Genomic DNA, 20,300 nt, shown 5'->3' on the forward strand with positions numbered 1-20,300 from the left:
TCATCCCGCTCGCGCGGGGAGCACGGGCGGTATACCACGAGGTAGATGTGGATGATGGGATCATCCCCGCTCGCGCGGGGAGCACCTTTGCTTTCATGGATGCCCGATAAGCCAGCCGGGATCATCCCCGCTCGCGCGGGGAGCACCTCCTCGCTCCAGTCGCCCATATCTGCCGCCCGGGATCATCCCCGCTCGCGCGGGGAGCACATAAACCCGTCTCCCCGGTCGTTGTCGAACCGGGGATCATCCCCGCTCGCGCGGGGAGCACACCGCGCCGAGCACGGCGACGAAGCGGCTATCGGGATCATCCCCGCTCGCGCGGGGAGCACGAGAAGGAAAACACCGAAGGCGAGCTGCGTGAGGGATCATCCCCGCTCGCGCGGGGAGCACGCGCTGAGTGTGGCCGGTAGCGCCATTCCCCGGGGATCATCCCCGCTCGCGCGGGGAGCACTCGTTAATCTGCTCCGCGCCGGTCCCCCACCCGGGATCATCCCCGCTCGCGCGGGGAGCACGACTGCGATGCGTGCGAGTAGCGCACTGTCGCGGGATCATCCCCGCTCGCGCGGGGAGCACGATCTCAACGACTGCAAGAGCAAGCGGGACCTGGGATCATCCCCGCTCGCGCGGGGAGCACGAAGATAACGAAGACGATCCTGTAGAGGACGCGGGATCATCCCCGCTCGCGCGGGGAGCACGGCCCGATAGACATGCTCAGCCGCGTCCATAAGGGATCATCCCCGCTCGCGCGGGGAGCACGATACTCCGCTGATCGAGATAAACCGGCTCGAGGGATCATCCCCGCTCGCGCGGGGAGCACTGCGCCCATCGCTGAGCGGTGGTGTGGATCTCGGGATCATCCCCGCTCGCGCGGGGAGCACCAGTTTGAACGTGCAGCTCGTGAACTCAACAGGGGATCATCCCCGCTCGCGCGGGGAGCACAAGTGTAGGCCCAGCACTACTGGCTGACCACAGGGATCATCCCCGCTCGCGCGGGGAGCACCCGCAGACCATGGGTACGCGGTCGTAAGACATGGGATCATCCCCGCTCGCGCGGGGAGCACACAGAACGGGTGAACATGTCAGCCCACCAGTTGGGATCATCCCCGCTCGCGCGGGGAGCACTACGAAGAGAAGTACGGGGCACTGTGTCCCTGGGGATCATCCCCGCTCGCGCGGGGAGCACGGCACCGTCAACTCCATTTTGCGGGGGCGCTGGGGATCATCCCCGCTCGCGCGGGGAGCACTGACGCATCAACACGTATCCACTGGATCCGACGGGATCATCCCCGCTCGCGCGGGGAGCACAGTGGATCAAGCACCTCTGCACCGTAGCCGTCGGGATCATCCCCGCTCGCGCGGGGAGCACTCTTCGAGCGGCCCGGCAAGTCAGAGGTGTCCGGGATCATCCCCGCTCGCGCGGGGAGCACTGGACACTCGAAAACGCGGGGAAGGAACTCCCGGGATCATCCCCGCTCGCGCGGGGAGCACAACACGGTGCTGCCGCGTATGAGGGCGAACGGGGGATCATCCCCGCTCGCGCGGGGAGCACCGCATCACACCGTCAAGGCGGCTACCCGTATAGGGATCATCCCCGCTCGCGCGGGGAGCACTCTCGCCGCGTGAAGTTGCCAACATGCTTGGTGGGATCATCCCCGCTCGCGCGGGGAGCACGAACGCCGCGATCTGGGCCTGTGCCTCGTCGCGGGATCATCCCCGCTCGCGCGGGGAGCACTGCCCTCAAGCTTTGGGTCAGGCTCCTTGGTACGGATCATCCCCGCTCGCGCGGGGAGCACGTTGCCTATATCCGTGACGCACAGCACCCGGAGGGATCATCCCCGCTCGCGCGGGGAGCACCCAAGGTTCACCTGCCTTATCAAGGTTGCCTGGGGATCATCCCCGCTCGCGCGGGGAGCACTCGCGGTCGCACCTAGCCAAGGTTCGATAATTGGGATCATCCCCGCTCGCGCGGGGAGCACCAGCATGGGAGGTCATGCCGTGAGTGCATGGAAGGATCATCCCCGCTCGCGCGGGGAGCACTCCCTGGCGCTCCGGCTCGACAGGCTCAAGGAGGGATCATCCCCGCTCGCGCGGGGAGCACTTGGGTCAGGCTCCTGCGTTCTTCTGTAAATTGGGATCATCCCCGCTCGCGCGGGGAGCACGTTTCAGGCCACCATCGTCCGTATACGTCGTGTGGGATCATCCCCGCTCGCGCGGGGAGCACGGCGCGAAGAAATCGCGATGCAACGCCGCATCGGGATCATCCCCGCTCGCGCGGGGAGCACCAGAACGGCAATTCGACAGTACGCAAAGGATCCGGATCATCCCCGCTCGCGCGGGGAGCACCTGTTGTTGGCGGTGCCGCACTCACTTACATCAGGATCATCCCCGCTCGCGCGGGGAGCACCCACTTTAGGGGGCATTCGTGTTTAGGGGGCCGGGATCATCCCCGCTCGCGCGGGGAGCACCCGCGGCACCACGCGGGCCGTGGTCTACAGCGGGGATCATCCCCGCTCGCGCGGGGAGCACTGTGGTCGAAAGTTGCATCCTTCTTGCGTCTAGGGATCATCCCCGCTCGCGCGGGGAGCACGCCGCTTGTAGTCGTGGAGCGCGATGTCGAGGCGGATCATCCCCGCTCGCGCGGGGAGCACCGCATGATGAGGACGACACCTACGGGGATCGCGGGATCATCCCCGCTCGCGCGGGGAGCACGGCGCGAAACTGATTCTCGAATCGCCTGCAAAGGGATCATCCCCGCTCGCGCGGGGAGCACAGTCCCGGTGTTGCTGCGGAAACGTGTCTCGAGGGATCATCCCCGCTCGCGCGGGGAGCACCGCAACGCAAGCATGGAGATTACACGATCCATGGGATCATCCCCGCTCGCGCGGGGAGCACAATCTCACGGTGTCTCGTGGGAAGCGTGCACCGGGATCATCCCCGCTCGCGCGGGGAGCACGTCTGCGCGACAACACGCGCAAAAGTTCCCCTGGGATCATCCCCGCTCGCGCGGGGAGCACATCCTGAGCAAAGCTCTCGATGTCGAGCGTCAGGGATCATCCCCGCTCGCGCGGGGAGCACAAGGGCAAGTTGTTTGTGCCTGCTGCTGAGGCGGGATCATCCCCGCTCGCGCGGGGAGCACGCGGTGACAGTCGCGACAGATCCACTCAAGTACGGATCATCCCCGCTCGCGCGGGGAGCACCTGAGAGTGTTGATCGTCCGCCTACCCGTGTTGGGATCATCCCCGCTCGCGCGGGGAGCACACCCATCTGTCTTCGACCCATGCGCGTGCCATGGGATCATCCCCGCTCGCGCGGGGAGCACCTTGCACGCCTACGCAGGGCAGGCCGTGGCCCGGGATCATCCCCGCTCGCGCGGGGAGCACACGGTGGCGAGGTCAGCGCACGAGGTACTGGCGGGATCATCCCCGCTCGCGCGGGGAGCACGTTCCAGTACGTGCTGCGCGAACTCGCCGGTAGGGATCATCCCCGCTCGCGCGGGGAGCACCGTCACTATGTCGTAGCGCAGGCGCGCGTACAGGGATCATCCCCGCTCGCGCGGGGAGCACAAGCGCACAAAAGGCATCAAGCCCGGACCGTGGGGATCATCCCCGCTCGCGCGGGGAGCACCTTAACTGCGACGATCAGTTCCTGATGCACACGGGATCATCCCCGCTCGCGCGGGGAGCACTCGTACTGACCAAGCCCGGTCATTTCGCGAGACGGATCATCCCCGCTCGCGCGGGGAGCACAACGACCGGGGAGACGGGTTTATCGGCGTCGAGGGATCATCCCCGCTCGCGCGGGGAGCACGAGATAGCCGACGCAATTCATGGATGGTATTCGGGATCATCCCCGCTCGCGCGGGGAGCACTTTCCGGTGATGGTCATTGGTCTGGTTCCTTCGGGATCATCCCCGCTCGCGCGGGGAGCACTTACGGCGATGCGGGATTGGGCTGAGCAGGCGGGGATCATCCCCGCTCGCGCGGGGAGCACTTCTAACTTCTAACCCGCTCTTTCTGGCTGTGGGGATCATCCCCGCTCGCGCGGGGAGCACTACGAAGAGAAGTACGGGGCACTGTGTCCCTGGGGATCATCCCCGCTCGCGCGGGGAGCACGCGTTGCTGCGTTCTGCGTCGGCGGCGGATCAGGGATCATCCCCGCTCGCGCGGGGAGCACCGCGGTAACGATGATGCTGCGGTGGGTGTCGTGGGATCATCCCCGCTCGCGCGGGGAGCACCCGAGTTACCGGCAGCATTCAGAGCATGAATCGGGATCATCCCCGCTCGCGCGGGGAGCACTGAGTTGCCACGAGAGGTGGAGTTAGAGTTTCGGGATCATCCCCGCTCGCGCGGGGAGCACGAAGTCGTACACCGCATACATCGGCGGCATTAGGGATCATCCCCGCTCGCGCGGGGAGCACTGCGGCGGCTGGATCGAGATACGACGGCGCGTGGGATCATCCCCGCTCGCGCGGGGAGCACACTTCCTGATCAGCGATTCTAGTCGGTAGCGCCGCAGTTTAGACTGACTTGCGTAGCTTGTGTCGACTCTGTTGTGTACCTCTCCTGGATAAGGCTGTAGCGCCCGATCACGAGGCGCGATCGGACGACGTTGCAGGTCGCTTGGTCTCTGCCGCTTCTGGCGCTGTAGCCGTGCATTTTCATCGTCTTGCCCTTCGTAGTCGAGAGGCTGTCGACCATCCCTTCTTGAGTGAGGTGCGGCCGGGCGCTGCGGGTCGCATCATCAGGGTTACACTGTCGCGGTCGACGGGGGTCCAATCGTGTCCAATGACCTCAAAGCTGAAGCCTTGTTCAGCCTTGCGATCGGGGTACACCATGAGCGCCTTACCACTCTCTGCTTCTTCGACGAGTCCCCAGACGTGCTCGCGTAGTTTGGGGTTTAGCCGACCGACGAAGACGCCTGCGCTGATTTCGAACAACCAACGGGTGAGATGTCCGCGCAGCCCCTGCGGGCAAGCGGTCAAGACAATGATTACCATTAGAAGCCGCGCTCATCGTCTTCATAGTTTTGCCCGCTCGGTAGGCTTCCACGGGCATCCCACAGACGTACTTCGTCGTAGGTATCATTACTTCCCTCGTTGTTGTCCGAACTGTTGTCACCTTCAGCGAACAATCGCTTGATATCGGTGACGATCCGTTCAACGATACGCAGCTGCACGAATGCGTCCCGCATTCGACGACGCACCATGCTACTCAGTTCGGATCCAGACACTTCAGTCTCAGCTCCTCGAGCAATAGCGACGCACTCGAACGCAACAGGTATTGATGTTTCTGCTTTGTAGAGGTCGGCGATGTCGTAGACGAAACTGCGGTCGTGGCCGGTGTGTACGATGCCGAGACCTGCAGAGCACCCCAGCGCAACGACGGCAGCGTGAACGACCCCGTAGAGGCACGAATTTGCGGCGGACAGCGCCTGGTTGATGAGGTCGCTCGCGTCGAAGTCGTCGACTTCATACTCGCGCCTGTTCCAAGGCACCCCGGTCACCCGAGACTGCTCTCGATATACGTTGCGCACCCGCGCTCCCTCACGTCCGCGAAGTTGCTGCATACTGAGACCCGCCACGTCTTCATCGGTGAAACGCATCAGATACATTTCGCGTGCCACTGCAATGCGTTGTTTGGAGTTTGAGACGATCTTGGCTTGCTTCTCGAGCAGGCGGGTGGAGCGCGCCAATGGTCGTCCGCCGGCGTAGTAGCGCACTCCTTGTTCACCCACCCACACGATCGCGGCACCGCTGTCGGCAAGCACGGTCATCGCTTGATGTGTGACCTTTGTGCCTGGACCGAGCATCAGTACTAGCAAACCAGCGCTTGGTATGTGGATAATGCCGTCGTCACTGGTAGCTGTGAGCGCGTTGGCGTCGCGCGCGATGACCGCGTGTTCAAGATAGACGAACGTGATGCGATCATCGACGCGCCCAAGCTCCGATGGCGTTGACGGTTTGACACCAGGGATCGACACAATAGCGCCTAGCCCGGACTGTGTGGTGCGAGCGTGAGTAGCCCGCACCCGTAGGCTTTGCCGCGACCAATGCCAGCCACGAGTGCCGTTTGCAACTTTGACACGTCAGACACTTCGAGTAGCCCATCGAACTGTGCGCGGGCAAGTGTCACCCGTTGCTCACCGCGGTGAAAGCGCAATGTCTCACGGTTACTCACGAGAATCGCTTCCGTAGCTTCGCCTTCCAAAGCCTCGCCGTCACCGCGCAAAAACCGCACGCCAAGCAGGTCGGCGCGATCCGCCAACCACTTCGCCTGTTGCGCGACGGTCACGTGCGCGAGCTTGCGCTTCTGGCCGTTCTTACCAGTCACGGTGTGCACCGGGTTCGCGGTCACGCGAAACCCGTATTGCTGCCCGAGTTGCAAGCGCGCAAGCAACGAGTCGTAGGGGCGTGACTCCCAGGTCACTTCGTTCATCCATCCAGCCTGCTCTTGCAGGTGCTCAAGAGACGGTACCCGTTCGCTCAGCAGAAACAGCCTGAGGGTGCTGCCTTCTGACTCAAGCCGCCACAGCGTTCGTGGGTTTGTGCCGCCGGGGTCTGGCGGAAATGACGATTCGACCGCAGCGTGCATCGCTTGCGGATCCTGCTGAAACCGCATTGCTTGCCGTCGTCGCGGGTTGAGAAACATGCGTGTCAGAAACACTTAGGCTTCACCTCCAAGGGCCGCCATCGGGTCGTGGTCGGGGGTGGTTGGTTTGGTGCGCGGATCTTCGACGTCATGGCTCGAATCATCGGCGCCAAATTGGCTGCGCCCGTCAGGGTTAGCCACCTGGGTCCATCCGTGCACGACCCCGCGCAGGCCGTAGTCGCGGTGCCGCGGGTCGAAACTGCGTGGCAGGTCACGCAGTGTTTCATGCGCAGGCTCGCCGGGGTCGGCGTCGCGCGACCACATCAGTTGCACTTGGCGCGGCTGCTTCTGCCGATACCACTCGGCTGCGAGCCACGGAGATGACTGCAGCACGTCTTCGAGCGGTGCCTCTTCAATGCCGCGCACGATGCGCCCGGTTGGTGGGCAGGCGCGGCGGCCGAGATACAGCGGAAAGACCGGCGATTGGATCGCCTCGGCGAGCCCCTCAAGAAGTGACCGTTCGGCTTCAACGACCGCGAGGTAACGGGCGTCTGCGAGGTAGTAGCGGTAGGTGAGCGCCTTTGACTGCGGATTTGGTCCGGAGTGGTAGTCGATTTCGGTCTGAAAGTCACGCACCAGCTTGCCCTGTTGGTCTTGGCGCACCCCGAACCGCAGGGCGACGAGATCTTCGACAGGGTCGGTGCGGCGCCGTCCGAGGGCTGCAGCGAGCAGCCCGACGATACCGCTCTTGCTTGGCATCGTCTTGGTTTCGCGCCGCACAAATCGGCTGTCGTTGCCCCAAGATTGCAGAGGCCCAGACAGGTCGAGAAGTAGGCTGCTCATGCCTAGTGCTCCAGCCGTGGTGCGACGGCGGTGCTAACGAGGGTGACAAGCTCATCCAGTGGCATCTCGGGTGCGCGGCCTGTGAGCTTGGCAAGGCTGTCTCGTGTCTCGGGATCAGTCACGAGTACCCCGCTGGCGACGGGTGCCGTACCAAACGCCGCGTCTTCTGAGACGGCGAGCTCTGCGAGCTTCGCGGCTGCGAGTTGCAGTACGCCGCCGTCGGCTGTGACGGGTTTTTCGAAGGCACCGGCAAGGTTCACTGGCTGGTCTTCACGCACCTCGACGAGGACAACGCCGGGGCGGGTGCGGTTCGCGAAGGTGTTCTGCTTGCCGGTTGGCATGCTGGTGACGAACGCACGCATGAACGCTTCGATGGCGCGGATTGCGGCTTCTGACGAACCCAGGTTCTCGGTGAGGCGCTGCGCGTCGATGGTTGCGTAGCGGTAGAGCGTTGAAGACACGAAGCCGACGGTGCCGATCATGCCTGCGCCTGCGTTGTCTTCCGGGCTGTTGTCATCGACCGCGGTGAAGTAATCGAACTCGGGTGACGCGGCGTGAACGGAAATAGCGTGGCTGACCTGGCAGGCGGCGTCGACGTTGAGATCGGGAGCGTCGGCGATCATGCGACCGAAAAGCGCGACGTCAATTGAGTTTTCGTCTGCGAAGGCTTTCTTTGCAGCCTTCTTGTCGAGTTTCTCGCCACCAGCAACGGCAACCCCGATCTCGGCGAGTGCGTTGATCTGCGCGCGTGAAAGGAATATGAGGTAGCCCGTGTGTCGATCCTCAGTTTCTTCGTCTTTCTTCTTCTCGATCTTGACCTTGATGCCGGTCTCTTTGAGCACATCGGTGGCGAGTTCGGTTGCCTGGTTGGCCTCGATTGAAGCATCAAGCTCGGTGATGCGTTTCGCGATTCGTTCAACTACACGCACAGTACGCTCGCCGAGTTCGGTGACGTCGAGGTGATTGTTGAATTCGGTGCGTGTCGCGCGCTTCCAAGCCTGGCTCGAGACGCGGGCGCGGGCGACGCCGCCGTAGATCGCTGATTTGGGCGAACCGGTGTCGTCTCGGTTGATGCAAGACGGGGGAACGGTCTGTAGAACGTGAATGTCGATGAATGTTTTGGGTGCTGATGTGGTCATGGGGTTACTCCTTCGAGTGGGCTATCTGGTCTAGTTGGAGGCTGGTGTTTTGGGTGCGGGATCGCCGCTCGTTTCTGGCGATGTCGTTTCTTGCTTAATTGGCCTCGTTACGTCTCGAGCCCAGGCAAGGCGCACGCTTGTGCGTGAGTTGGGCTGTGCAAGAAAGTAGAGATCTGTCGCGAGTTTCGCGTAGTCGAGGGGGACGCCCTCGCTGCGAAACTGTTGCACGAGGCTGCGCAGGTGCCTGACGATCTCAGCGCGATCAGTTGCTGAAGTCAGAGACTGGAAGCGGCGCATGACGGGCTTTTCGCGACTCTCGAGATCGTCGACTCGGGCGAGCCTTCGAACGGCTCGGCCGAGACCCTCGCCGTTCTTGTGCATTGCATCGCTCTGTGACTGCTGGTGAACCGCGTACAGGTGCAGTGCTGTCGCGATCGCATACTCGGCATCTGAGGGTTTGTCACCTCTGCCGATCAGCTCTTCTGGGGCGTCAGTGAACGAGGTGGCCCACGCATCGATAACACGTTCATCGCTACTCGGGTCGGCAGAGCGCAGACGAGCGAGCTCTGCCTTCGCTGCTGACGAGTCATTGCGGTACCCGCCCTGAAGTGTCATTACCCGACGTTGGGTGAACGAATTGATCGTTTTCCAGATCGCCTGCCTGTCATTTGATCGGTCGAGGTTGCCCTCGACCGGCGGTGTTGTTGTGTCTGTCACTTCTGATCCGCCTCCTCGGCTGTTGAAAGGACTGTTGATTGTGTGTCTGTTGCATCGCCGTTTGAAGTGCTGCCTGCGTGGGCGGGGCGCCCAAGCGCACGAATGAGATTGAACTCAAACGAGCGCATCGCGGTGGCTACGGAGTACACGCGATCGCCGGTCACGCCAGCGCTGGCTTTGCGACCTGCCCAGGCGGCGGGCGGCGCTGCTTCAACGAGTTGCGCTGCTCGAGCGCGCATGTCACCGCGCACGTTCTCAACCCAGTCCTGCAGCAGAGATTGTGCGTCGCAGCCTGGTTTCAGCTGTAGGAGCCAGCTGCGAAACCTGATGTCAAGGGACGCATAGGCGTCTTCACTTGGGGTGAGGCCAACGTCGGGGGTCTCGCCGCCCACTGCGCGGTTGAGGTCACGAACGAGGTCGGTCAGGGCGCGGATCGCGGCTTGTGCCTTGCGCACGGCGTCGTGTGCCACCGCTATGAGGCCCTGCTCAGACAGGTCAGTGAGGGCTGATGTGATTGCGAGCTGGTCTGCGGCGATCGCGCTGTAGCTCGACTGTTGTGCGCCATACTCCATGCTCACCGACATAATTTCGATGACTCGGCCAGGCTCGATGAACCCCCGCTTAGTGAGCGACCCTAGCCAGGTCACCACCGCTGCCGGCTGCGCGAGGGATTTGACGTTCCACTTTTTCTGCACCTGCTCTCGCGGTGCGGCACTCTCTGGCGTTGGCAGCAGCGTGGTCAGACCCTGCCAGAGTGCACGACCCGTCTCAAGCTGCTGTGGCATATAGCGCGCCACCTTCGCCTTCTGGCTTTGTGGTTCACTGAACCGCCAAGCCGTGTAGAGTTCGGTGCCCGATTGCACGGTGTAGTCGATCGGGTCACCGTTCGTGACGAGCACTCCCGTGACTCGGCCCTGTTCTGCGCGCAGGCGCATGCGGCGCTGTGGCCAGGTCAAAAGCGCGAGCGGCCCGACGGTGCCGATCTCAGCGACACTTCGTTCACTCGGGCCGAGCGGGGGTTGTTCCCAAATCGGCACGTCACGGGACTGTTCAGCCGCGCGACCGCGAATGAGGTTGAGCAGCAGCGTCTCGCGCAGCGTATTGCCGCGCAGCGTGATGCCACCCAGCCAACCCGCGAAACCGATGCCCGACGGGTAGCCCTTGCCGCCCTTGACACGTGAATCGCCCACAGCACCAGACTTGATGCCAGAAAAATCGTATGCATTGGTGTGAATCAGCCACCGCGCAGCCTCGGCAAACGACAGCGAGTTGAGTTCGCTCCGCATGGTGAACAGCGCGCGTTCAGGATCAGTGTCGGCCACAATCAGCTCGATCGGTTTCCACTCGTCCTTCGCGGTGCGCAGCCCGGGCGTCTGCATGAACGGGTGCGCCGCATCAAATAGGTTGAAACGGTCGTGCCACTTTGTCAGATACGCGTCGAACTCCGCCGAGGGCAGCGTGTCAGCGTTCCACAGCTCGGCCCACTCCGCTTCGGGGTCCTCAACGTCCATCCGATCGAGCACCCGATACATGATCGCGAATATGACGCGTAAGATCGCGAACCGCATGGTTGGCAGTTCTGCGGCGACGTCACGAAGCTCGTGCGCGGATCGGAACACCTCTCGAAGCGATACGTCTCGTTCGACACCGTCGAGGCCGACGGTTGGAACCCATGGTTCGTCAACCAGATTGAAAGGCACAAGCGCTTCAAGATTCTCGGTTGTTTCACTCACCGTGCGTCCTCTCTTTCGACAGTCAGGCCCAATTCGTCGCTGTATTGAACCCTGTTGATTCCTAACGTACAGCAAAAATTCTCGTCCAAAATCAGGGGTAGTACGCCCCTGAGCCATGGCGACATCTGCCACGACTCGATGCCGCTGCTTTCGAGAGAATTAATCACCATGTCGAGCTGCGAGCCCTGGGTCATCCACGCCGGTAGTGACACCGCGCAGGTCGCGACGGCCCTGGCGAGATCGTCGTCGATCCCGCCCGTCAACGCGACTTCTTGCCCACCAAACTCGGCACCGAGACTCGGCAGCGACTTCACGCCGCCACCCACTCGCTGCACCAACACCACCTCGAGCGACAGCTCAGCGTCGCGCACCTGCGCCGCTCCCAGATGCTCTTCGCTCGCCTCGCTCTGCGCCAGTGCGTTCCAGTCGGTGATCTTGCCAAGCCCTGGGTGCCGCACGACAAACTGTCTCGAACGCTCTTGCTGGTCATGCTGCTCTAGGCGCATTATTCGCTCGGCCTCTTCATGGCGTTCCAGCCAATCAGCAGGCATGGTGGGCGCGGGCCGGTAGGTGTTCTTGATCAGTAGCGGCACGTCGTCGGGCACTGCCAGCGTCGTAGACGCGCCGCTCGCCCCCGTGTCCTGTCCAAGGTGCTCACGCAACGCGGCCACTGTGCGTAGTAGTAGCGCCTCGCCGTACACCCGCTGCACACCGCGATCAAACGTCGGCGGTGCTTCTCCCGACAGCAGCCGCTCGCCACCCGTCAGCACCACGCGAGGTTCACGCATCGACTCTGGCCGGTTGGCGCCGCGGTCGTGCCGGTGCACCCTGCCGATACGTTGCACCAGCGAATCCATGGGTGCGATATCGGTAAACATCAGGTCAAAATCGACGTCGAGTGACGACTCCACCACTTGCGTCGCGACCACGATCAGGCCGTTTGGTCGATCCGCCGCGCTACGACCCAGCCGTTCCACCAGCCGTTGCTCGCGCCGCGCTCGCGACTCCACCGTGAAGCGCGAGTGGTACAGCTCGACCATGCCCGGGTGCCGCGCCGCCAGATCCGCAAATACGCGCTGTGCCCGGTTCACCGTATTCATCACCACCGCGATGCAGCCGCCGTCAGCCACGGCCGCGCTCACCTGGTCAAGCATCGACTCGTCAGATGCCTCGTCGAGCGTGAATGCGATGCGCCGTCCAGATGGCTGAGAGACTCGTTGCGCATGATTATGTGCGCCAACGGCAGTGATGAGCGGGTAGCCGGTGGCTTGCGCGAGTGTTGTGAGTTCGGCGTCGGGCTTTGGATCTACCTTCAGAACCGCGCGGTCGATCGTTTGCCGCGCGCCCTCACGATACGCCGACAGCAACTCAAGTCGCTGTGCCTCGGGCAGCGTCGCAGACAGCGCGATGACCGGTACCTGATACGCGCCCAGCCACTGCAGCGCTCGCAGCAGGTAGGTGCGCATGAAGGTGTCGGCCGCGTGTACCTCGTCGATGATGACGACCTTGCCGCCGAAACCGAGGTGACGCAATGTCATGTGCTTCGCCTTCAACGCCATGAACAGCATCTGGTCGATTGTGGCGACCACGAAGTCGGCGAGCACACGCTGCTTTCTGCCGCGAAACCACTGGTTTGCGACGACCGAGTGCGAAGTGCCTTGCTCGTCGTCGTAGATATGCGCGGTCTTGCTGGCGCTCGAGAGGCGCTGGAAACGGTCATCGAATTCGGCCTTCGAGTGCGCGAGCGTTACAGATTGGGGCGTTGCGGCGTCGGCCCGTGAGTTAAGCCAGTCGAGTGTGCGACCGAACATGGCACTCGCGGTCGCCCGCGTCGGTAGTAGCACCGCGACCCCATTGAGTCCAAACTTCGCGGCTAGTGTCTCGGCGCACGCGAACGCCGTCTCGGTCTTCCCCTCTCCAGTCGGCGCCTCAATCAGCAGCAGCGAAGGCTCGTCGAGCGAAGCTGCAAGCTCGTGGGCATCGTGCTGGCTGGGGCGAGGGTCGCTGATCCCGAACCTACTGCCGAAATAGGCGTCGAGCTCGCTCGCGGCGGTGGGCAGCCAGCTGTTGCCGAGATTGAGTTTACTCAGGCCGCGCTCGGCTCTGACGTTGGCTGGTTCCGACGCGTCGTAGGGGAACATCCACTCGTTTGAGGCGATCCAGTCGCACACGATCAAGAAGCCGTTGAGTATCGCCTGCACCGACTCGGGAATGCGTGCCTGCAAAATCTGGGCCCAGTCGTCGTCGGTGATCTCGGCGATCTGGTCGGCGCGATGCAGCAGTTCGTTGCGAACGTGAGCCCAGTGGGCGGGCTCGCCAGCACCCTCGCGATAGATGCTCGAGGGGTTGTCGGTGACCGCGGGAAAGCTGCCGTGGTGGCCGCCGATAATCTCGGCGAGGAGCAGGCCAGCGCGGGCCTTTGGTCGCGCGGTCTTCGTGTCGAAGTGTCGCTCGACCGCGAGTTGACCCGCGAGGCCGTGGGGATACAGGCGTTGATCGCTGTACGGCGGGGTCGGCTCGGGGAAAAGGAAGCCCACGTCTTCCATTTGGCGGCGGCCCTCTGGCACCTTGATGGCGAAGGCCCAGGTGGCCTTACCTACGTCGTGGCTTGCGGCGAGCCAGATCGCGACGCGGTGGGCTGTCGCCTCGTCACCGAATGAGCGCGCGAGGAGGGCACGCTGCGACTTCGAGAGCCAGCGCTCGAAAAGATGGTCGGCAACCGCTGCGGTGTCTTCAAGGTGGGCGTAAAGCGGAAACGGTTTGCTGCCGTCGCGCTGGGACTTCGCCCACGCGGCACGCACCATCGGATCGGTTGGTTTTGGAAGTGATTTCATGCGGCGCCTTTGCTTTGGGTTCTCTTTACGATGAGGGCTAACGGTAGGAATGTGTTTGAGCGTAGCAAGCACGTCGGACAAAGATTGAAACTGACTGATAGGAGGGCATTTAATAAAAATTAACGAATTAGATAATGCTTTAATTAATTCATTAATTGACCAACTGAACTTGTTCGATTACGCTTTATGTGGGGCGAGTACTCGCAGAATTGTCGACACTAAGGAGCATCATGTTTGGAGCGGAAATCCCTGAACCGGAGCGAGCTTTAGAACTCTTGAAGCAGGCGCTGGTTCGAGAACTGGAGTCAGCAACAGAGGCTGAGATTTCGGCGGCGGCCCGGAGATTGGATCTGCCCGTAGTCTTGGTAAAGAAGTGGTTGCCTAAGGTTAGGCTAAACGTTAACGAAACGAACTTGAGGGTTGTCCTAGAGGCCCTTCCCGAAGGCATGGTTACAACATACGGCAAAGTCGCTGTTGCGCTTGGCCGTGCCCCGGGCGCGGCAATCAGGGTCGGACGTACCCTTCGGAAGATGGCAGGATTACCGGAGTTGGGGGCGTCCGTCATGAAGGCTGAATGGATTCAGAAGGACGGCAGTATCGTATTCCCCGCTACCGAGACCGTCACCGTTGTCACGAAGGACGGCCAGTATCAAGAAAAGCGGGCCACTCTCCTGGCATCCAGGGGAGTGCCATGTGCTGAAAATGTTGATGGGTTCTGCGTTATCCCTTCAGGGCATCTAGCGCAATGAATGCTTCGCAGTTTCGCTACTGGACCCTCGAAGACCCCTCAACCATCGCTGCGCTTCTCACTGGTTGCCGACGCGGCATTTACGTGCTGCACTTCGAAAACGGTGAACGCTACGTCGGCCAAGCCGTAGACGTGGTGACCCGATACACCACACATCGGCACGGTTCCAAACACCACGCGCCTTGGAAAGACGTGACTGCGTTCGAGTTTCTCGAGGTGCCTGTAGGTGACCTCGATGAGATCGAAAAGGCCACGATCCAACACCACAAGGCCACCCACCAGCTTCGCAACAAACTCTTTAACTTTGAACATTGGGAGCCGTGCACTCTCGACCCATTCGTCGCGCCCGAGGCGCAACGTCACTGGGCGACCGGCCAGCCAAGTTATGACCTGACGCCGTTCGTCGCGGCGGCAAAACGGTCTCAGGGTCCCGAGCCGAGATTATTGACGAAGAAGTGTGGTCAAGAGTTGCTGCCTGACGGGCGCACGGTCGGTGAGGCCGTGATCGACGAGCTGGCGCAGGTGGTGCAGCACATCATTCCCAACGCGGTCGAGACCGAAGCGCGGTTCTGGAGCATCTCTGACTACCCCGAAACCGTCGGCGGGCGATTCGCAACCCTGAACGTTGGTTGGCTCGAACTCGCCTACTTTCCGAGGCGCAGATTCGAGGCAGAGCTCGGATCGCTTGAGGCGAGCAACGAATTGATGTGGTACTTGAATGCTGAGATCGAGACGTTTGTTGCTGAAGAAGATGTGCCTGATGATGTTGGGCTGCAAGAGGAGATTCAGTTTGTCGCAGAGATCGGGGGAATGCCGTACTACTGGGGCCGCATACCAAGCAGCTACTCGGTTCCAGTTGACTGCATCGGCATGCCGCTGGGAGCTGGTGTTGTGGAGCAGCTCGAAGCACAAGAACTGATGGGTGCAAGACGGCTCGCGATCCACGCCATGCGCACCGGCAGCGCCAGAGTCAATGCGCGCAGCTACAGCGCAGAGCTCACACGTCGCGTCTACGAGCGCATCCTTGAGCGAGAAACGTCGGCCGCCTGACCTCGCTTCGCCCTTGCGCGCGGTGCTGCTGGGCGACGCCGCCCATGCGATGACACCCAATCTTGGTCAGGGTGCAGGCCAGGGCATCGAAGACGCGGCGACTCTGGTGGCGCTGTTGCGGGGTGCAGGATCGGCCGAACTGACTGAGCGGCTCGCTCGATACTCGGCACTTCGCTGCCCACGAACGGCAGCGATTCTGCGGCGATCGCGAGCCGTCGGCAAGACCGCGCAGGCCGCAAACCCGGTGTTTGTCTCGCTGCGTGACCTCGCTCTGACGCTGATGCCAGGCGGAGTGATGGGTGCCGTGAGTACGCGCGTGCAGCGGTGGCAGCCGCCGGGGTAAACGACGAAGTCATCGAGAGAGCGAACGCTGGCGCGCGCGTCTGAGGGGGTACGACATGAGTAGTACGATCGCGCTGAAGCGCCGCCCGAGGGCTACGGAAAGTGGCTCGCCGAGGTGAAAGCGCGGGTATCCTCGGCGCAACAGCGGGCTGCGCTCGCTGTCAATACGGAGATGCTGCGCGTGTATTGGCAGATCGGTGGCGACATCATCGAGAAACAGGCCAGCCTGGGGTGGGGGCGCAAAAGTGGTTGAAAGGCTCGGACATGACTTGCGTGCAGCATTTCCTGAGGCAACGGGGTTCTCGTTGCGCAACCTCAAGTACATGCGGGCCTTCGCAGAGGCCTGGACCGAAGACATCTTTGTGCAGCGAACCGTTGCACAATTGCCGTGGGGGCACAATATTGTGCTTCTCACCAAGCTCAAGGATCCCGACATGAGATTCGCATACGCGGAGGCTGCCCTGGAATTCGGATGGACCCGAAGCCTTTTGGCGAGCCATATCGGGTAGAAGCGCAAAAAACGAAGTTGTTACCGAGTATGCGCTCCGGAGTCACGCGGGGCCTCTCGGTGTTGCGTAGCGTTGCAGTAGCTGCCCCGCTGTAGTGGCAGTCTGCACGCCTCAGGCGACCGGATTGCTGCAAAGCGCACGGTGAAAAGCCTGCAAACGGTTTATTGGGTAATCTTGAACTCGGCACTGCGCGCAGAAGTGTGGTGACTGTTCACAGCAACGAAGGAGGACTCCGTGATCCCAGCGGAGAGTGGTGCAACCGACCCGACGATCAGGGTCACGTGGCTTGCGCTGCCCCTTCAATTCTTTCTCGGCGGTGCCGTGCTCGGGATCGTCACCTCCGTGACCTTCTTTTCTGGCAACTTTTTTGCCTAAGGAGACTACGAGCCTCTTTCCATGATCGGCATCCCCTTCGTCAGCTCGATCCTTGCGGGTATCGCGATGGTGTTCGCCTTCGTTGTTGGCCTCCCCCTGCGACTCGTGCGCGTACTGCGACACTGGTGGGTGACTCGAGGCTGGATCTTCGCGATCGCCTTCGCGGTTGTGGGACTTATCGGTATACCGGTCGCCTTCTATTGGCCGATGCCGGAAGAGATCCCGGTTGATCCCAACCAGCCCACGCTCATCGCCGCTGTTGGCCTCAACGTGCTGCTGTGTTTAGGATCCATGATGCTTGCTGGGTTGGGCCTCAGTCATCTCGTGCGCCCGATGAAGCGGAACGCTTCGCCGCGCCCTGCGCCCGCCATTCACCGGCAGTGACGAACTGATTTTGGGCGGGTTGACCCCTGGTTTCGTGTACGAAACTATGGTAATTTGTACACGAAACCAATGTTTGGCGGTGGTCTTTGGAGCAAGTGCAGGCACATGAGTCAGCGCTTAAGCGGGGATTGAGCGCTGATGAGGTCATTCGCATGTGGAACGAGGGTACAGAGGAGACAGCGATCGAAGATGGCGAAACTCCACGCTACATGCGGCTTGGGTTTGATGGGGAAGGGCGGCCCTGGGAATTGGCGGCATTGAGCTTTGAAGGCGGAGCCCGGTATCTCGTCATCCACGCGATGCCTGCCCGCCGGTCAGTAGTGGCCAAGATGCAGAGGAGGCGGAAATGAGCGGCAATATCGCGAAGCCGGTGAATGGATCCTACGGTGTGATCAATGGTGTCGAGATTACTGAAGAAGTGATCGCTCGCCTCGTCAAGAACGCCGAAGAGGGGTTTCCGGGGGCGAAGTTTCGTGCGCCAGGACGGCCCGCACGCACCAATGAGCCGTCGCGCGCGGTCACCGTGCGTCTGAGCGAGTCTGAACTGGCGGCACTTGTCGCCAGAGCAGATCGTGAGCAGCGTACCCGTTCGGAAGCCATCCGAGCCGCGATCGCAGAATGGGCGAGCGCAGCTTAGGTCGCCGGTCGTCTTACGTCACTGAGCCGCCGCCGCCAGCGCCCGCGCAGAAGTAACCCTGCGAGCGTCCGCAGCAGGATCCCGCCCGCCCCGAATCCGAGAGCGAGAGCCACCGCCCGCCAGTCACGCAGGTCGATGTCGAACACGGTGCGACCGAGCGGGGTGACGAGCACAGCCAGCACGCAACCCATCATCGCCGCGACGAGGGCGACCTTCCACCAGGCAAAGGGCCGCGCCACCGCAATCAGCACAAAGAACGCGACAGCGATCAACGCCAAGAGCGCGGTCGACGAGTTCATGACCCGCGTCGCCTCCTCCACGCCAAACACCGATCTCGCGGCCAGATACGCGCCGTAGGCGGCAAAGGCTGCCCCCAGCCCGCCGGGCACCGCCTGACCGAGCACGCGCCGCACGAACCCGTCTTGCGCCCGCGCGGTGTTGGGGGCGAGCGCGAGAAAGAACGCGGGGATCCCGATCGTGAACACCCCGATGAGTGTGACGTGCCGCGGCAAGAACGGGTACGGGATCGCCGTCACCACCACCAGGAACGCCAGCAGTGCGGAGTAGAACGTCTTCGTCAAAAACAGCGTCGCGACCCGCTCGATATTGCCGATCACCCGCCGCCCCTCCGCCACCACATGCGGCAGCGTCGCGAAGGAATTGTCGAGCAACACGATACGCGAGACGGCACGCGCGGCGGGCGATCCGGATCCCATCGCCACCCCCACGTCAGCGTCCTTCAGCGCGAACACGTCGTTCACGCCGTCGCCCGTCATGCCGACGATGCGGTCGTCGCCCTGCAGCGCGTGCACCATCGCCCGCTTCTGCGTCGGGGTCACCCGGCCAAACGCCGTGTGTGCCGCGATCTCGCGCGCAAATTCTGGTGCTTCAGGATCGAGGCTCCGCGCGTCCACGGCGACCCTGCCGTCTGGAATCCCAGCCTGCTCGGAGATCGCCCCGACCGCCGCCGCGTTGTCACCCGAGATGACCTTCAGCTCCACTTGCTGATCGCGGAAGTAGCGGATCGCATCGGGCACGTCCGCGCGCAGTCGCTGGTCCAGCACCACGAGCGCCACGGGCACGAGCGCCTCGGGGAGTCCGCTCTCGGCAACGGGCTGCGCGGAGCTTGCGAGTGCGAGCACGCGGTGCCCCTCCGTCGACAGCGATTCTGCGCGGGCGTGGAGCTCGCAATCAGCGGGGAGGATCACATCGGGTGCGCCGAACACCCAACTGATCCCGCCCGCCCGCGGCGCCTCCAGCTGCACGGCGGCCCACTTGCGGGCCGAAGAGAACGCGATGAGCCGGGTGGTGGCGAGCGGCTGCTGCGAACGGACGTGTTCGAGCACGGCAGCCATGCTGCCGGTGAGCTTGCCCTCGGCGTGGCCAATCGTGGCGAGCACGGCAAAGACATCCGGATCATCCGGCGAGCGGTCAGTGCTGTCGGCCACTTCGATCCGACTGACCCGCATGCCATCCTCGGTGAGCGTGCCGGTTTTGTCGGTGCAGAACACGTCCACCCGCGCGAGCTGCTCGATCGCGGGCAGATCCTGCACCAGACAGTTGCGGCGGCCGAGCCGGATCACCCCCACTGCCATCGCGACGCTCGTCATGAGCACGAGTCCCTCCGGCACCATCGGCACGAGGGCCGCGACGAGTCCGCGCAGGGCATCGCGCCACTCTTGCCCGCCGGCGAGCTGATTCCAGATGGTGGCGAGCCCCACCGGCACCAGAATCCAGGTGATGTATTTCAGGATCTTGTCGATGCCCGCCCGCAGCTGGGAGGAGGGCTTCTTGAACGTGCTTGCTTCCGCTGCGAGCCGCTCAGCATACGAATCCGGGCCCACCGCGGTTGCGAGGATCCGCCCGGATCCCGCGACCACGAAGCTCCCCGAGAGCACCGCGTTTCCGGGCTCGGGGAGCACCGGATCGGCCTCGCCGGTGAGCAGCGACTCGTCGATCTCGAGTGCGGTCGCGTCAATCAGTGTGCCGTCGACGGGGATCTGGTCCCCGGCCGCGATCACCACGATGTCGTCGAGCACAACATCTTCGGAGCGAACCTCGTGCACGCCGTCCGCGCGCTCCACCCGAATCGGCGCGTGGTTGAGGAGCGCCAGGCGGTCGAGTGTCCGTTTCGCTCGGATCTCCTGCACCATACCTACCGCGCTGTTGACGATGATGAGTAGGCCAAACATGCCGTCGAGAAAGTATCCCGTGCTCAGCACGAGCACCAGCAGCGTCGCGTAGATGAGGTTCACGCGAGTGAACACGTTGGTGTACAGGATCGCGCCGAAGCTGCGGCTCGTGCGCGTTTCGGAGACGTTGACCTCGCCGCGGGCGATCCGCTCGCGAACCTCAGCCTCGGTGAGCGGCCGGATCGCAGCCGCGCCCTCACCCTCAGCGTC

General features: G+C 62.9%; 17 protein-coding genes and 1 CRISPR repeat array. Of the genes, 8 read left to right on the plus strand and 9 right to left on the minus strand.

From position 1 onward, the window contains the following. The first annotated feature begins 56 nt into the window (after positions 1-56). Positions 57-4,478: direct repeats of the CRISPR family, unit length 29 nt; unit sequence GGGATCATCCCCGCTCGCGCGGGGAGCAC. Between the two features lie 179 nt (positions 4,479-4,657). From cas2e to cas3, 8 genes are read right to left on the minus strand one after another with little or no spacing between them, the layout of a single operon-like run. Beyond that, entirely contained in the window at positions 4,658-4,996 is a 339-nt protein-coding gene (gene cas2e / locus G7067_RS03895; RefSeq protein WP_166322131.1) for a type I-E CRISPR-associated endoribonuclease Cas2e, read from the minus strand. Next, positions 4,996-5,979: a type I-E CRISPR-associated endonuclease Cas1e gene (cas1e, locus tag G7067_RS03900; RefSeq protein WP_166322133.1), complete on the minus strand. Its 984-nt coding sequence runs from the start codon at positions 5,977-5,979 to the stop codon at positions 4,996-4,998. The genes cas2e and cas1e overlap by 1 nt, the downstream gene beginning before the upstream one ends. A gap of 8 nt (positions 5,980-5,987) precedes the next feature. Further along, positions 5,988-6,662, minus strand: coding sequence for a type I-E CRISPR-associated protein Cas6/Cse3/CasE (gene cas6e, locus G7067_RS03905; RefSeq protein ID WP_166322135.1), 675 nt, complete (start codon positions 6,660-6,662; stop codon positions 5,988-5,990). Then, positions 6,663-7,430 carry a type I-E CRISPR-associated protein Cas5/CasD gene (gene cas5e, locus G7067_RS03910; protein ID WP_166322137.1) on the minus strand — a complete coding sequence of 256 codons (768 nt, stop codon included), beginning with the start codon at positions 7,428-7,430 and terminating at the stop codon, positions 6,663-6,665. Between the two features lie 2 nt (positions 7,431-7,432). After that, positions 7,433-8,569, minus strand: coding sequence for a type I-E CRISPR-associated protein Cas7/Cse4/CasC (gene cas7e, locus G7067_RS03915; protein WP_166322139.1), 1,137 nt, complete (start codon positions 8,567-8,569; stop codon positions 7,433-7,435). Between the two features lie 30 nt (positions 8,570-8,599). Next, positions 8,600-9,286 (minus strand): type I-E CRISPR-associated protein Cse2/CasB, encoded by a 687-nt coding sequence (gene casB / locus G7067_RS03920; RefSeq protein ID WP_166322141.1) that lies wholly within the window; start codon positions 9,284-9,286, stop codon positions 8,600-8,602. Next, on the minus strand, positions 9,283-11,019 hold the full coding sequence (gene casA / locus G7067_RS03925) for a type I-E CRISPR-associated protein Cse1/CasA (protein ID WP_166322143.1): 1,737 nt from the start codon (positions 11,017-11,019) through the stop codon (positions 9,283-9,285). Before casA ends, casB begins: the two co-directional genes overlap by 4 nt. After that, positions 11,016-13,853 carry a CRISPR-associated helicase Cas3' gene (gene cas3 / locus G7067_RS03930; RefSeq protein ID WP_166322145.1) on the minus strand — a complete coding sequence of 946 codons (2,838 nt, stop codon included), beginning with the start codon at positions 13,851-13,853 and terminating at the stop codon, positions 11,016-11,018. The genes casA and cas3 overlap by 4 nt, the downstream gene beginning before the upstream one ends. Positions 13,854-14,083: 230 nt before the next feature. Here cas3 and G7067_RS03935 point away from each other — a divergent pair, with 230 nt between their 5' ends. The 8 genes from G7067_RS03935 (at position 14,084) to G7067_RS03965 (ending at position 17,898) form a co-directional block, all read left to right on the plus strand. Continuing rightward, entirely contained in the window at positions 14,084-14,602 is a 519-nt protein-coding gene (locus G7067_RS03935) for an MGMT family protein (protein ID WP_166322147.1), read from the plus strand. After that, positions 14,599-15,651 carry a GIY-YIG nuclease family protein gene (locus G7067_RS03940; protein ID WP_166322149.1) on the plus strand — a complete coding sequence of 351 codons (1,053 nt, stop codon included), beginning with the start codon at positions 14,599-14,601 and terminating at the stop codon, positions 15,649-15,651. Before G7067_RS03935 ends, G7067_RS03940 begins: the two co-directional genes overlap by 4 nt. Continuing rightward, a complete protein-coding gene (locus tag G7067_RS03945; protein WP_244301235.1) occupies positions 15,626-15,994 on the plus strand; it encodes an FAD-dependent monooxygenase in 369 nt (122 codons plus the stop codon). The genes G7067_RS03940 and G7067_RS03945 overlap by 26 nt, the downstream gene beginning before the upstream one ends. Positions 15,995-16,108: 114 nt before the next feature. Continuing rightward, a complete protein-coding gene (locus G7067_RS15145; RefSeq protein ID WP_205881193.1) occupies positions 16,109-16,246 on the plus strand; it encodes a DUF1016 N-terminal domain-containing protein in 138 nt (45 codons plus the stop codon). Next, on the plus strand, positions 16,239-16,502 hold the full coding sequence (locus tag G7067_RS03950) for a DUF1016 N-terminal domain-containing protein (protein WP_425280692.1): 264 nt from the start codon (positions 16,239-16,241) through the stop codon (positions 16,500-16,502). Before G7067_RS15145 ends, G7067_RS03950 begins: the two co-directional genes overlap by 8 nt. A 234-nt stretch (positions 16,503-16,736) precedes the next feature. Continuing rightward, positions 16,737-16,877 (plus strand): hypothetical protein, encoded by a 141-nt coding sequence (locus G7067_RS03955; protein ID WP_166322153.1) that lies wholly within the window; start codon positions 16,737-16,739, stop codon positions 16,875-16,877. Between the two features lie 21 nt (positions 16,878-16,898). Further along, positions 16,899-17,261 carry a hypothetical protein gene (locus G7067_RS03960; RefSeq protein ID WP_166322155.1) on the plus strand — a complete coding sequence of 121 codons (363 nt, stop codon included), beginning with the start codon at positions 16,899-16,901 and terminating at the stop codon, positions 17,259-17,261. A 346-nt stretch (positions 17,262-17,607) separates the two neighbouring features. Then, positions 17,608-17,898, plus strand: a complete 291-nt coding sequence (locus G7067_RS03965) for a ribbon-helix-helix protein, CopG family (RefSeq protein WP_166322157.1) — start codon at positions 17,608-17,610, stop codon at positions 17,896-17,898. On the opposite strand, the gene G7067_RS03970 is transcribed toward G7067_RS03965, so the two are convergent. Then, a complete protein-coding gene (locus G7067_RS03970; protein WP_205881195.1) occupies positions 17,895-20,165 on the minus strand; it encodes an HAD-IC family P-type ATPase in 2,271 nt (756 codons plus the stop codon). The two genes, G7067_RS03965 and G7067_RS03970, sit on opposite strands and share 4 nt — an antisense overlap. Positions 20,166-20,300: the final 135 nt, after the last annotated feature.

Origin of the sequence: Leucobacter insecticola, from assembly GCF_011382965.1 — a bacterium.
GTDB classification, from domain to species: Bacteria; Actinomycetota; Actinomycetes; order Actinomycetales; family Microbacteriaceae; genus Leucobacter; species Leucobacter insecticola.